The sequence below is a fragment of the Kitasatospora sp. MMS16-BH015 genome, from assembly GCF_002943525.1.
Taxonomy (GTDB): Bacteria; Actinomycetota; Actinomycetes; order Streptomycetales; family Streptomycetaceae; genus Kitasatospora.
The window spans coordinates 235,978-248,067 of sequence record NZ_CP025394.1; the positions used below are offsets into that span (position 1 = coordinate 235,978).

14 protein-coding genes and 1 pseudogene are annotated in these 12,090 nt (G+C 74.2%); 8 read left to right on the forward strand and 7 right to left on the reverse strand.

The features are described from left to right. Positions 1-61: 61 nt before the first annotated feature. Entirely contained in the window at positions 62-781 is a 720-nt protein-coding gene (locus tag CFP65_RS01070) for a glycerophosphodiester phosphodiesterase (RefSeq protein WP_104814316.1), read from the reverse strand. Between the two features lie 5 nt (positions 782-786). After that, positions 787-1,203 carry a molybdopterin-binding protein gene (locus tag CFP65_RS01075; protein WP_174805489.1) on the reverse strand — a complete coding sequence of 139 codons (417 nt, stop codon included), beginning with the start codon at positions 1,201-1,203 and terminating at the stop codon, positions 787-789. Positions 1,204-1,407: 204 nt separating this feature from the next. Here CFP65_RS01075 and CFP65_RS01080 point away from each other — a divergent pair, with 204 nt between their 5' ends. Together CFP65_RS01080 and CFP65_RS41745 are read left to right on the forward strand one after the other, a co-directional pair. Continuing rightward, the gene (locus CFP65_RS01080) at positions 1,408-1,608 is read left to right on the forward strand and encodes a hypothetical protein (RefSeq protein ID WP_104814317.1); all 201 of its coding nucleotides are present in this window, start codon (positions 1,408-1,410) and stop codon (positions 1,606-1,608) included. Positions 1,609-1,718: 110 nt separating this feature from the next. Further along, positions 1,719-2,255 carry a HEAT repeat domain-containing protein gene (locus tag CFP65_RS41745; RefSeq protein WP_104814318.1) on the forward strand — a complete coding sequence of 179 codons (537 nt, stop codon included), beginning with the start codon at positions 1,719-1,721 and terminating at the stop codon, positions 2,253-2,255. A 50-nt stretch (positions 2,256-2,305) separates the two neighbouring features. Here CFP65_RS41745 and CFP65_RS01090 read toward each other — a convergent pair whose 3' ends face one another. After that, positions 2,306-2,689 carry a hypothetical protein gene (locus tag CFP65_RS01090; RefSeq protein WP_104814319.1) on the reverse strand — a complete coding sequence of 128 codons (384 nt, stop codon included), beginning with the start codon at positions 2,687-2,689 and terminating at the stop codon, positions 2,306-2,308. A 228-nt stretch (positions 2,690-2,917) separates the two neighbouring features. Between CFP65_RS01090 and CFP65_RS01095 the strand changes: the two genes are divergently transcribed. Next, positions 2,918-3,985 carry an aminoglycoside phosphotransferase family protein gene (locus tag CFP65_RS01095; protein WP_254552154.1) on the forward strand — a complete coding sequence of 356 codons (1,068 nt, stop codon included), beginning with the start codon at positions 2,918-2,920 and terminating at the stop codon, positions 3,983-3,985. 53 nt (positions 3,986-4,038) lie between these two features. Then, the gene (locus tag CFP65_RS01100; protein ID WP_104814320.1) at positions 4,039-4,863 is read left to right on the forward strand and encodes a trans-aconitate 2-methyltransferase; all 825 of its coding nucleotides are present in this window, start codon (positions 4,039-4,041) and stop codon (positions 4,861-4,863) included. Between the two features lie 53 nt (positions 4,864-4,916). Here the strand turns inward: CFP65_RS01100 and CFP65_RS01105 are convergent, their stop codons facing one another. Both CFP65_RS01105 and CFP65_RS01110 read right to left on the reverse strand, forming a co-directional pair. Beyond that, the gene (locus CFP65_RS01105) at positions 4,917-5,693 is read right to left on the reverse strand and encodes a hypothetical protein (RefSeq protein WP_104814321.1); all 777 of its coding nucleotides are present in this window, start codon (positions 5,691-5,693) and stop codon (positions 4,917-4,919) included. Positions 5,694-5,731: 38 nt separating this feature from the next. After that, positions 5,732-6,037: pseudogene (locus CFP65_RS01110) on the reverse strand (zinc-binding dehydrogenase); the annotation flags it as partial. A gap of 4 nt (positions 6,038-6,041) precedes the next feature. Here CFP65_RS01110 and CFP65_RS01115 point away from each other — a divergent pair. Both CFP65_RS01115 and CFP65_RS01120 read left to right on the forward strand, forming a co-directional pair. Beyond that, on the forward strand, positions 6,042-6,458 hold the full coding sequence (locus CFP65_RS01115; RefSeq protein WP_371682511.1) for a MarR family winged helix-turn-helix transcriptional regulator: 417 nt from the start codon (positions 6,042-6,044) through the stop codon (positions 6,456-6,458). A gap of 62 nt (positions 6,459-6,520) precedes the next feature. Then, complete coding sequence (locus CFP65_RS01120) at positions 6,521-7,126, forward strand: GDSL-type esterase/lipase family protein (protein WP_104814323.1); 606 nt, start codon at positions 6,521-6,523, stop codon at positions 7,124-7,126. 25 nt (positions 7,127-7,151) lie between these two features. Here CFP65_RS01120 and CFP65_RS01125 read toward each other — a convergent pair whose 3' ends face one another. Continuing rightward, entirely contained in the window at positions 7,152-8,147 is a 996-nt protein-coding gene (locus CFP65_RS01125) for a DUF5937 family protein (RefSeq protein ID WP_104814324.1), read from the reverse strand. Positions 8,148-8,440: 293 nt separating this feature from the next. Between CFP65_RS01125 and CFP65_RS01135 the strand changes: the two genes are divergently transcribed. Beyond that, positions 8,441-9,607: an MFS transporter gene (locus CFP65_RS01135; protein ID WP_254552155.1), complete on the forward strand. Its 1,167-nt coding sequence runs from the start codon at positions 8,441-8,443 to the stop codon at positions 9,605-9,607. Between the two features lie 31 nt (positions 9,608-9,638). Here the strand turns inward: CFP65_RS01135 and CFP65_RS01140 are convergent, their stop codons facing one another. Beyond that, entirely contained in the window at positions 9,639-10,601 is a 963-nt protein-coding gene (locus tag CFP65_RS01140) for a TetR/AcrR family transcriptional regulator C-terminal domain-containing protein (RefSeq protein ID WP_104814327.1), read from the reverse strand. 196 nt (positions 10,602-10,797) lie between these two features. On the opposite strand from CFP65_RS01140, the gene CFP65_RS01145 reads away from it, so the two are divergent. Next, entirely contained in the window at positions 10,798-12,036 is a 1,239-nt protein-coding gene (locus tag CFP65_RS01145; RefSeq protein ID WP_104814328.1) for an FAD-dependent monooxygenase, read from the forward strand. Positions 12,037-12,090: the final 54 nt, after the last annotated feature.

The window sequence follows — 12,090 nt, forward strand, 5'->3', positions numbered from 1 at the left end:
CGCCGCACCGCGCCGCCGCTCACCACCACCCGCGCGCACTCCCGCCGCACCGCGACTCCGCTCACCCGCGCGCGTCCAGCGTGCGCCGCAGCAGGCCGATCCGGTTGCTGGTGATCGAGTCCACGCCCAGGTCGGCCACCTTGCGCATGGTGCGGCGGCGGTCCACCGTCCAGCAGCTCACGGCCAGGCCCAGCTCGTGCGCGCCGGCGGTGAAGGCCGGGTCCAGCAGGCCGAACGGCGGGTTCACGTACCGGGGGCGCAGATCGGCCAGCAACGCCGGGCCGGGCAGTCGGGGCTGCTTCCAGGTGAGCGCGAGCTCCGCCTCCGCCGAGAGCTCGCGGACGGCCAGCAGCGCCGCGATCGAGCCGCAGAAGGCCACCCGGGCCTGCGCACCGAGGTCGGTCACGGCCCGCCAGGTGGCGGCCACCGGGCCGGGCGTGTCGAGGTCGATCAGCAGCCGGGCGGCCGGGGTCTCGGCCACCGCCTTGAGCGCCTCGGCCAGGGTGGGCACCCGGACGCCGGGGCTGCCGAGCGCGCTCAGCTGCTCGGCGGTGACCGAGCCGACCGGGCGCGGGTCGGCCCAGAGCCGCTCCAGGGTGAGGTCGTGCAGCAGCACCGGCACCCCGTCCCGGGTCAGCTGCACGTCCACCTCGACGGCGTCGGCACCGGCGGCCAGCGCCGACTCGACCGAGGCCAGGGTGTTCTCGCGGTAGTGGAAGGGGTCGCCGCGGTGGGCGACGGCCAGGATCGGGCGGGGCGGCACGGCGGTGGTCACGGTCATCTCCGTCAGCTGCGCTCGATCACGACATTGGTCGACTTGATCACGGCCGTGGCCGGGGCGCCCGGCACCAGCTTGAGCTCCTCGGCCGAATCCCGGCTGATCAGCGAGACCACCCGGAACGGCCCGGCCTGGATCTCCACCTGCGCGGCCACGTCGCCGAGCACCACCTGGGTGACGATCCCGGGGAAGCGGTTGCGCGCCGAGGAGGGCCGGCCCTCGGCCTCGGCGTTCTCCGGGCGGGCCAGCTCGCGGGCGAAGGCGGCGAGCTCCGCCCCGGCGATGATCCGGTGCCCGTGCTCGTCCCGCTCGGCGGGCAGCCGCCCGGCGTCCACCCAGCGCCGCATGGTGTCGGCGCTCACGCCGAGCATGGCCGCCGCCTCCCCGATGCGGTAGCGGTTGACCGACCGGTCGGGCTGGCCCATGGAACGCTCCTGGCGGTAGCTCGTGATGTTGTCGCGGCCATCCTGCCGTACCGGGGGGCGGCGCGGCGAAGCGGACCGCCCGGCGCTGACCCCGGGTCAGGAAAATCTCCGGACTTCTCCGATTGATCCCGTTCCGATCGGGCACGATCGAACGGGTCGGCACGTTGTGCCCGCTGAACAGGTACCGAGAGAAGGAGCAGTCCGATGGCCCCCGGGGCAGAGTCCGTCCCGTTCGCGTTCGTCGCCGAGGCGGAGCGCTACCAGAGCAACGTCACCCCGCCCGAGCGCGCGCCGCTCTCCGTCAAGCGAGTGCTGGCCGGCTTCCTGATCACCGCCCTCCTCGCGGCCGGGCTGGCCACGGCGGTGCTGCTCGGCACTCCGGCGCTCACCGCCCCGGCCTCCTGACAGCGGTCTCCCGGCGCTTCCCGGCCCGCCCGGCGCGACACCTGACACCACACGCCCCTTGACGGGATATCCCATTGCCCACCGGCTCGGCAGGGCATGAGACTTGGCCCATGCTCGGATTCATCAGGACCGACCACGAGGCCCTCGTCGACGCTCTGGGCGACCCCCAGCGGACGGTCCCGGCCTACCGTGAACTGCTCAAGCGCGGCCGGCTCGCGCTCACCGCGATCCGGGCGGGGCTCGCCCACGAGCTCCCGGCCGTCCGCGAGGGCTGCTGCCGGCTGCTCGACCACCTGGTCGACACCGAGTCGATGGACCTGCTTCTCGGCATGACGGAGGACCCCGACGCCCGGGTCCGGGTGGCCGCCTTCCACGCCCTCGCCTGCGACCGCTGCAAGGACGACGCCTGCGCCCCGGGCGCCGACCGCGTCCTCCCCGCCGCCCTGCACCACCTCGCCGAGGACCCCGAGCCCCTGGTCCGCGCGATGGCCGCCGAACTCGTCGGCAAGTTCGTCCACACCGACCCCCGCGCCCTCCCCGCTCTCCTCACCTCCCACACCACCGACCCCAGCCCCGCCGTCCGCAAGAAGTCCGGCTGGTACACCCCCGGCGGCCCCATCCACACCCGCACCGCCCCCACCCACTGACGGCGGGCCGAGGCTCGGCCCCACCGGTCAGGGGCCGAGCCGGTCTGCCGTCAGTGCACCGTGATCGGGCCGCCGGTCTGGCCGGTGCCCTCCACCGAGGAGGCCGTCACGGAGAACCCGCCCGTGGCGCAGGCCATCGGAGCCGCGCCGCTCCACAGGCCGACCGGATTCACCGTGCTCAGGTCCTGCTCCCCGCAGTTGCTCCGCAGCTGGAGGTACGTCCTCAGCGTCGCCCGCGCGTTCACCGTCCAGTTCACCGTCGCCGACGATCCGTTGGCGGTCAGGCAGACCTGCACCGACGATCCGTCCGGCAGCCGGTACGACCCGCAGTCGGTGGCCGCCTGCGCGGCTCCGGCCCCGACCCCGATCACCCCGGCCGCCACCAGACCCACCACCGCCACGCTCGCCCCGAGCCGCTCGACGATACCCACCATGATCCCCACTCCCCGTTCGTCCCCGTTCCGGCCGCATGCCGACTGACCACGGCCACAAGGAGTTTCAACCCGATCCGCCGGTCTCCGCACCACCCCGGCCAGAAGAAGCGACCCGGCCTCCGCTTCCCGCCCCACCCGCCCAACCTCCGATAATTCGCTCGCCCGCCACTCCCGCTCCCACCTAGGCTGTCGCCGCCCTGACCCCGACGAACAGGAGCGACCGGCCGGGTGAGCAAGCACCTCGAATGGCGTGACCGCATCTTCGGCGACCAGCCACCCCTCGGCGACCGACTGCACGCGGAGCTCGGTGCGCCACGGCGGGCCCGCCGCCTGTTCAGCAGCCAACGCTCCCGGGTCTGGCAGGCCGAACTGGCCGGCGGCCCGGTGGTGGTGAAGCAGTTGCTGGACGGCCCGGCAGCGGCCGACCGGTACCGGCGCGAGGTCACGGCCCTCCGGCTCGCCGCGCCCCTCGACCCACCGCTGGTGCCCCGGCTGCTCGGCGCCGACGAGGACCGCCGCGTCCTGGTGCTCGAACACCTGCCGCACCACGACCACCGCCGGCTGCCCGAGGGCTGGCAGGTCGACTACGCCGCCGCCCTGGCCCGGCTCCACTCGGTGCGGGCCACCGAGGAGTTGCCGCGCTGGTCCGGCCCGACCGAGCGGGACGTGGACGCCTTCCTCCGGCTGGCCGAAGCCCTCGGCATCGCCGCACCCGCCACCGTCCGCTCCGAACTCGACGCCCTGCTCGACCGGTTGGGCGAGACCACGGCCACCGGCACCGACCTGCTGCACGGCGACCCGTGCCCGGGCAACGACCTGCACACCCCTGCGGGCGTGCGGTTCATCGACTTCGAGCAGGCCGCACGCGGCAGCGGCATCGTCGAACTCGCCTACCTCCGGATCGGGTTCCCGACCTGCGGGTTCGCCATGGCCCCGGCCCCCGGCCTGCTCGACGCCGCCGAAGCGGCCTACCGCTCCTCCTGGCGCGAGGCCACCGGCACCGACCTCACCGGCGACCTCACCGACGCCTGCGCCGCCTGGCTGCTCCGCGGCGACGCCCTGGTCCGGGGCGATCTGCGCGGCACCACCGACCAGTTGGCCCGCATCCCCACCGAGGACTGGACCTGGGGCAACGCCTCCGCCCGCCAACGGCTGCTGCACCGCCTCCGGGTGGTCGGCCACCTGGCGGGCCCGGCCCTGCCGACCTTCGGCCTGCTCGCCACCGCGCTGCACGCCGAACTGCTCCACCGCTGGCCGAAGCTCACCCCGCTCCCACCGGACCGGCCACACCCCTGAGCCGAAGAAGCACGACCCGGCCACCCCGGACGCACGAGAAACAAGGAGCCCGCATGACGACCACCACCGACCGACCCTCCGACGGCGAACGCAGCAGGGTGTTCGGCGAGGCAGCGGAGCAGTACGACGCCGCCCGCCCGGGCTACGCCACCGAGTTGGTGGACGAGGTGCTCGCCTACGCCCGGCTGGCGGGCCGCCCGGCCCTCGAGGTCGGGGCGGGCACCGGCAAGGCCACCGTCCCGTTCGCCGAGCGCGGGGTCCCGGTGCTCTGCGTCGAGCCCGACGACCGGATGGCCGCGGTGCTGCGCCGCAACACCGCGCCGTACCCCGGCGTCCAGGTGGAGGTGGCCGACTTCAATGAGTGGCAGCCGGGCGAGCGCCGCTTCGGCCTGCTCTTCGCGGCCACCTCCTGGCACTGGCTGACCCCGGGCCGGCGCTTCGAGCTCGCGCACGCGGCCCTCGAACCGGGCGGCGCCATCGCCCTGTTCTGGAACCCGCAGGGCATCATCGACCCCGCCCTGCACGCCGAACTCGCCGAGATCGACCGCCGCTACGGCGTCGACGGCTCACCCCACGCCCAACTCGGCTCCACCTACGGCGAGGTGCCGGGCAGCCGGGGCGGCGCCGAGGGCTGGCCGGCCGAGGAGTGCGCGGCGGACGGCCGCTTCACCGACTTCCGCGCCTCCCGCCACTGGCAGGAGGTCCGCTACGGCACCGAGCGCTACCTCGCCTTCCTCTCCTCGATCTCGGCCTACCGGATCCTCTCCGAAGAGAACCGCGCGGGCGCCCTGGCCGACACCGCCCGAGTGCTCGACCGCGAGGGCGGCGGCATCGACATGTGCCACCTCAGCGACCTCTTCCTGGCCCGCACCCGCTAACCCGGCCGGAGCCGGCCCGGGCACACGGTCCACCCGGGCCGGCCCCGCTCGGCTCACTCCGCCGAAGGCTCCGGCTCCGCGCACCAGTCGACCACCACCAGGTCGAACTCCCTTACCAAAGCCTCCAGTTCCGGGCTCTCCCCGGTCACGGCGGCCAGCCCGAGGACGGCGACCCGCCCCTCCCGGCTGGTGCCGTAGAAGGTCACCGGCCCGGCCTGGGCCGCGAAGGACTCGGCCACCCGCCCCTGGCCGTTGCGCAGCGCCACACCCGCGTACTCCCGCTCCACCGACAGCAGTTCGAAGAGCCGCTGCCGGGTCAGCCCGCCGGTGAGCGGCGCAGCGGGGCCCTGCCGCAGGTGGATCTCCTCGAACACCCGCACCGCGCCCTCGCCTTCACCGACCACCCGCGAGTGCTGCTCGTACACCTGCCGGATCTTCGCCAGCTCGGCGGCCACCTCGGGCCAGCAAGCCCGCTCCACCAACTCGGCCTGGCGCCAGTCGTCCTCGTGCAGCACCAGGTCTTGGGCGGTCTCGTCCGCCGGGGTGAGCGGCGGGAGTTCGGCGAGGATGGTCGGCAGCGTGAAGCCGACCTCGTTCGGGTCCACCGTCTGCTGCGCGGCGAGCGTCAGCACCAGCTGCCCGGCCGCCAGGTACCCGGCCCGGTCGGCCGGCTCGGCCGTGACCACGGCCCACGCGCTCTCACCGAGGTCGAGCACCATCCCGGCCTCGAAGCGCTCCGGCAGCTGCTCGGCCGGCTGCTCCGACCGGCCGAAGGGCCGACCGTCGGCGGCGTCGACCAGCAGGACGTCAATCAGAGTGTTCTCGACCATGCGCGCATGCTACCGGCCGGGCCGGCCCCTCCCCCGGCTCATTTCCCCGGCAGCAGCACCACCTTGCCGAGGTTGCGCCGCGCCTCGATCAGCTCGTGCGCCTGCGCGGCCTCGCCCAGCGGCAGCTCGGCGTGCACGCAGGTGCGCAGCGCCCCAGCCCGGTAGTCCGCCCACAGCTCCTCCCGCCACCGGGCGTACAGCTCCGGCTTGCCCCGGGCGATGGCAGCCATCTGAAAGCCCGTCACCGAGGCGCTCCTGACCAGCAGCTCGTAGGCGTCGACCGTCCCGCCGCCCGAGCTGAAGGCGACCAGCCGCCCGCCCGGCGCGAGTGCCCGGACCGCCGGGCCGCTGACGGCCGTCCAGTCCCTCCCCAGCTGGCTGATCGGCCGAGTCGCCTCCCGCGGCCGGGAGTTGGTGGCCGAGGCACTGGCCGCCGAGGGGCTTAAGCTGCCGCACCACGCGGTGCTCGCGGCCACCGCCGAGTACGGGCCGCTCGCCCAGGCCGATCTGGTCCGCCGGCTCGGCTTCGACCCCAAGGACGTGGTGCTGCTGCTCAACCACCTCGAAGGCGCCGGCCTGCTCCTCCGCGCCCCGGACCCGAACGACCGCCGCAAGAACGCGGTCACCGTCACCCCGGCCGGCCACCGCACCCTGACCCGCTGCACCGCCCTCGCCGAGCGGGCCAACACCGAGCTGCTCGCGCCCCTGACCGGCCCCGAGCAGGAGCAGCTGCTCGGCCTCCTCACCCGCCTCCACCAGGCCTGACGCCCCGGCCGACCGCTACGATCACCCCCCGAACCATCCGCACCAACAGGGGGAAGACCCACATGATCGAGCTCTCCGCCACACCGATGACCTGGGTGATGACCGGCGACAGCATCACCCAGGCCGTGCTGCACACCCACGGTGCGCGCGGCTGGGTGGAGCACGTGCACGAGCGCATCCGCTGGCAGCTTGACCGCCTCACCGACCTGGTGATCAACTCCGGCGTCTCCGCCTGGCGGGTCGGCGACGTGCTCGGCGCGTACGACCACCTGATCGGCCGGTTCGAGCCGGACGTGCTCTCGGTCTCCCTCGGCACCAACGACGCCGTGGCCGGCCGGGCCGGGCTGCCCGCCTTCCACGACGGCATGCGCGAGCTGATCGCCCGCACCCCGGGCGCCTGCATCGTGCTGCACACGCCCGTGCTGACCAGCCAGAGCGGCCGCGCCTACCGGTCCGAGCTGCCCGCCTACTGCGAAGCCGTCCGCGAGATCGCCGCCGAGACCGGCGCCCTGCTGGTCGACCACGAGGCGCACTGGCTGGCCAAGTTCGGCACCGCCGACCCGATCCCCTGGCTGGACGACCCGGCCCACCCCAACGCCGCGGGCCACCTGGCGATGGCCGACCACACCCTCCGCACCCTCGGCCTGGGCCCGCTCACCGACCTCTGAGCGCCCCTCCGCACCCTCGGCGCACTCACCGACCTCTGAGCGCCCCTCCGTCTGCGGCCGCCAGCAGGACTTCCGCCGCCTCGGTGCGGACGTAGAGCACATACCGGCCGCTGCGGTGGGCGTCGACCAGGCCGGCGGCGCGCAGGGCGGTCAGGTGCTGGGAGACGCCACCGGCGGTGATCCCGGTGCGGCGGGCCAGGTCGACGGTCGAGGCGGGGGTGTCGAGTTCGGCCGGCAGGCGGGCCCTGGAGCGGCCGATGATCGCCGCCAGGGCCTGCGGGAGGGCGGAGTGCCGTTCCCAGAGTGCGGCCACCCCGCGCGGCGGATAGCGCAGGGTGGGCTGCCAGCCCGGGCCGACCACCGAGAAGACCCTGGGCCAGACGAACACCGAGGGCACCAGCAGGAGACCGCGCCCGCCGAGTTGGCGACTGCCACGGACGTAGTGGTGCCCGACGTGGAGGGTGTCCTCGTCCCAGGTCACGGTGGACCCCAGGTCGCCCAGCAGCTGATCCGCTCCGTGTTCGGCGAACAGCCTGGCCCGGTGCAGCACGTCACCCTCCAGCAGGGAGCGCATCCGGGGCCAGTACGGCGCGAGCGCGATCTCCCAGTAGGCCCCGACGAGTTCGGCCAGCTCGGCGAGACCCCGGCGCGGGTCGCTGCGCAGCCGGTCGATCCGCTCGGAACCCGGCGCGCGTGGCCCGCCGAGGCCGGCCAGGACCTGCTCGGGCGGCGTGGCGCGCAGGACGGCCAGCTCCAGCTCCAGATCGGCGACCGAGGTCGTCGGCGGCGGTGCGACGAACACCGGTATCGACCGGGGCGGGTCCGGGACCAGATCCGCGAGCAGGCCCCAGTCCAGCTTCGAGGCGGTCAGCCGGTGCCCGACCTCGGCGGTCCACGGGCGGTACATCGGGTGCTCGGCCGGGCTCTTCAGGACCCTGACGCTGGCGACCACCTCCCACAGCGGCGACAGGGCGAACCGGGTGCGGGCCAGGTCACGGACGGAGAACGCCAGGTCCAGCACGGTGCAGCCCTTCGGTGGAGGAAGACCCCGCGGCCAACGGGACTGGATTCAGCACAGCCTGAATTCCTCGCTCGCCGACCGGTCCGGCGGGAACCTCGCGCCATGACCAGTACCGATCTCACCCACCAGCCGGGCGGGCCGCTCCGACACCCGGTCCCCACCCCGCCGCTCCGACACCCGGTCCCCACCCCGCCGCTCCGACACCCGGTCCCCACCCCGCCGCTCCGACACCCGGTCCGCATCCTCCGGCCCTGCGCGACCCGGGCTTCCGCCTGCTCGTCGGCGCCGCCGCGGTGAGCAAGCTCGGCACTGCGGTGAGTTCGCTGGCGATACCGCTGACTGCCGTCCTGGCCCTGCACCGCTCCCCCGGACAGGTCGGGCTGCTGGCGATGCTGAACACCCTCGCCTTCCTCCTGATCGGCCTGCCGGCCGGAGCCTGGGTGGACCGGATCCGCAAGCGGCCCGTGATGATCACCGCCGACCTGGTCAGGGCCGCGCTCCTCGGGTCGGTGCCGGCCGCCTGGGCGCTCGACTGCCTGACGATCCAACAGCTCTACCTGGTGGTGCTGCTGACGGGCGCGGCCACGGTCTTCTTCGACCTGGCCACCCTGAGCCACCTGCCCGACCTGGTCGGCCGTGACCGGCTCACCCGGGCCAACGCCCACCCGGTGACGGTGGACGCCCTCGCCCAGATCGGCGGGCGCGGCGCGGGCGGCCTCCTGGTGGCCCTGCTGTCCGCGCCGACGGCGGTCGTGGTCGACGCCGTCGGCTACCTGTGGTCGGCGATCCTCCTGCTGCGCATCCGCCGGCCGGAGCCGCGCCCGCGGCACCGGCGCGGAGCACGCCTGGGCGGCGAGATCCGCGAGGGCCTGCGCTTCGTGCTCGGCCACCCGACCCTGCGCGCGACCGCGCTCGCCGGAGCACTGACGAACCTCTCCATCCAGCTGTGCCAGACCATGCTGCCCGTGCTGTTCGCCCGTGAACTCGGCCTCTCCGACGGCGTCATCGGCCTGTACTTCGCCGTCGGTGGGCTCGGCGTGTTCATCGGCTCGCAGTCGGCCCGGTGGCTGGCCCACCGGTTCGGTGCCGGGCGGGTGCTGTGGCTGATGAGCCTGGCCGTCGCGCCGTTCGGCGTCCTCCTGGCGCTGGTCGACCGCGGGCCGGCCCTCTGGCTCGCCGCGGCTGCCTGGCTGATCACCACCTGCAAGGTCGGCGTCGACAACGTGCTCAGGGTCAGCTTCCGGCAGAGCGTGACACCGGACCGTCTCCTCGGCCGGATGAACGCCACCATGCGGGTCCTGCTGACCGGCTCCCTCGCGATCGGCGCCGCCCTGGCCGGCCTGCTGGGCGAACTCGCCTCCGTCCGGACGGCCCTGTGGGTCGGCGCGGCAGGGCTGGCCACGGTCTGGGTGCCGATCTTCTTCTCCCCCTTGCGCACCCGACGCGACCTGGCCTCCTGACCGAGCACCCGGCCGGGATCCCGCGGCTCGTTCAGCCCCGGGCCCGCGCCTCGATCATCGGCGCGACCCCGTCCAGCATCCGCTCCAGGCCGAACTCGAACAGCGAGTCCAGGTCGAAGTCGTACCCCACCTCGGCCACCCGAGCGAAGGTGGGGTAGGCCCCGGTCGCCAGCAGCGCCAGCACGTCCGGCTCTTGACTGTCCATCCACTGGTCCTGGTCCAGCCCGGTCCGCGCCTCCGACTCGGCCTCCGACTCCAGGTTGATCGCGGTGCCCCGGACGAAGTTGAGGATCACCAGATAGGTGGTCAGCGCCGTCTCCAGGTCCAGCCCCTCGGCCGCCAGCGCGGCCAGCACCCACTCACCGATCGGGATCGCGTTGGTCAACGGTTGCGGCCGGGTCACCGAGAGCGCAGAGGCCAGCCAGGGGTGCGCGCGGAACATCCGCCAGATGAGCCGGGCCGCCAGCCCGACCCGGTCCCGCCAGCCCCCGGCCGGCTCGGCCGGCAGCGGCCACTGCGCGAAGACCTGGTCCATCATCCGCAGCAGCAGGTCGTCCTTGTCGGTCACGTGCCGGTACAACGACATGGTGGCCACGCCGAGTTCGGCCGCGACCCGCCGCATCGACACCGCCGCGAGCCCCTCCCCGTCCGCCACCGCGACGGCCGTCACCACGATCCGCTCCAGCGTCAGCGCCTGCTCCACCCCGGCCCGCCGCCGCGTACCGCTCCGCTCCCCGCCCTCCCCCGGCTGCCCGCCCCCGGCCGGCCGCTCCCGCTCGGCCACCACCGTCCCCACTCCGGGCACGGCCCGCACCAACCCCTCCCGCCGCAGCTCCGCGAGCACCTTGGTCGCGGTGGCCATCGCCACCCCCCACTGCCGCGTGATGTCCCGGGTGGACGGCACCCGCTCCCCCGCCCCGAGCTCCCCGGACTCGATCCGCCCCCGCAACTCGGCGACGATCTCCCCCGACTTCCCCGCACCCGCCCGCTCCATCACCCTCCGCCTTCCCCTCCGCACTAGTGCACCTCGGCGCGCACCACCCTAGCCGCCTGCTGTGCAGACGCTCGTCGACCGGCCGCGCTACCACCGAAAACGCCGCACCGCACTAGTGCACCACCCATCCTGATCAGCGGAAATACCCGCCCAGGACTGGTTGCACTAGTCAATGCGTACAGCGTACATTCGAGCCATGGAACCCACCGCGAACACCGCCTCGACCGCCACCGAGGTCCTGATCTCCGGCGCCGGCATCGCCGGCCCCGCCCTCGCCTACTGGCTCACCCGCGCCGGCTACCGCACCACCGTGGTCGAACGCGCCCCGGATCTCCGCCCCGGCGGCCAGACCGTCGACCTGCGCGGCGCCGGCCGCACCGTGATGGACCGGATGGGCCTGCTCGACCGGGCCCGCGAGCTGAGCGTCGACCAGCGCGGCCTGGCCCTGGTCAGCCCGAAGGGGCGGATGCTGGCCGAGGTGCCCGAGGACGCCTTCGGCGGCGAGGGCATCGTCTCCGAGATCGAGATCCTCCGCGGCGACCTCGCCCGGCTCCTGTACGACGCCTCGCTCCCGCAGACCGAGTACCTCTTCGACGACACCGTCACCGCCCTGCACGAGGACGAGCACGGCATCACCGTCGGCTTCGAGAAGGCCGCCCCGCGCCGCTTCGGCCTGGTGATCGGCGCCGACGGCTCGCACTCGGTGGTCCGCTCGCTGGCCTTCGGCCCGGAGTCCGAGTACGCCCGCCCGCTCGGCATCTACAACGCCTGGTTCACCCACGACGCCCTGGAGCTCGACGGCTGGTTCCAGATGTGCAACCTGCCCGGCGGCCTGGTCGCCTCCGCCCGGCCCGGCCGGCTGCCCGGCGAGATCAAGGCCGGGCTGAGCTTCCGCTCCGGGCCGATCTCCTACGACCGCCGCGACACCGCCGCCCAGCGCGAGCTGGTGGCGGCGCGCTTCACCGACCACCGCTGGGAGGTCCCGCGCCTGCTGCGCGCGATGCAGACCGCCCCGGACTTCTTCCTCGACTCCATGTCCCAAGTGGTGATGCCCGGTTGGACCAAGGGCCGGGTCGCCCTGGTCGGCGACGCCGGCTACTGCCCCTCCCCCCTCACCGGCCTCGGCACCAGCCTCTCCCTGGTCGGCGCCTACGTCCTGGCCGGCGAACTCGCCACCGCCCGCGGCGACCACCACCGCGCCTTCCGCCGCTACGACGACCTGATGCGCCCGTACGTCACCCAGGCCCAGGAACTCCCCCCGGGCGGCGCGGCCGGCTATGCCCCCCGCAGCGCCCTGATGATCCGCCTGCGCGCCCTCTCCATGCGCACCATGACCCACTGGCCCATGCGCCCCATCCTCGCCGCCCAGTTCGCCAAGGCCGCCGCCATCGCCCTCCCCGACTACCCCGCCCTCCACGCCGCCCTCACCCACTGACCGGCCCGGCCGCCGGGCCCGAAAACCGAATGCGAACGAACTGCACTGCACCCC

Coding starts and splice junctions, on each gene's coding strand:
- CFP65_RS01070 (WP_104814316.1), bottom strand. CDS start 781: ATGACCGTGACCACCGCCGTGCCGCCCCGCCCGATCCTGGCCGTCGCC.
- CFP65_RS01075 (WP_174805489.1), bottom strand. CDS start 1,203: ATGGGCCAGCCCGACCGGTCGGTCAACCGCTACCGCATCGGGGAGGCG.
- CFP65_RS01080 (WP_104814317.1), top strand. CDS start 1,408: ATGGCCCCCGGGGCAGAGTCCGTCCCGTTCGCGTTCGTCGCCGAGGCG.
- CFP65_RS41745 (WP_104814318.1), top strand. CDS start 1,719: ATGCTCGGATTCATCAGGACCGACCACGAGGCCCTCGTCGACGCTCTG.
- CFP65_RS01090 (WP_104814319.1), bottom strand. CDS start 2,689: ATGGTGGGTATCGTCGAGCGGCTCGGGGCGAGCGTGGCGGTGGTGGGT.
- CFP65_RS01100 (WP_104814320.1), top strand. CDS start 4,039: ATGACGACCACCACCGACCGACCCTCCGACGGCGAACGCAGCAGGGTG.
- CFP65_RS01105 (WP_104814321.1), bottom strand. CDS start 5,693: ATGGTCGAGAACACTCTGATTGACGTCCTGCTGGTCGACGCCGCCGAC.
- CFP65_RS01120 (WP_104814323.1), top strand. CDS start 6,521: ATGATCGAGCTCTCCGCCACACCGATGACCTGGGTGATGACCGGCGAC.
- CFP65_RS01140 (WP_104814327.1), bottom strand. CDS start 10,601: ATGGAGCGGGCGGGTGCGGGGAAGTCGGGGGAGATCGTCGCCGAGTTG.
- CFP65_RS01145 (WP_104814328.1), top strand. CDS start 10,798: ATGGAACCCACCGCGAACACCGCCTCGACCGCCACCGAGGTCCTGATC.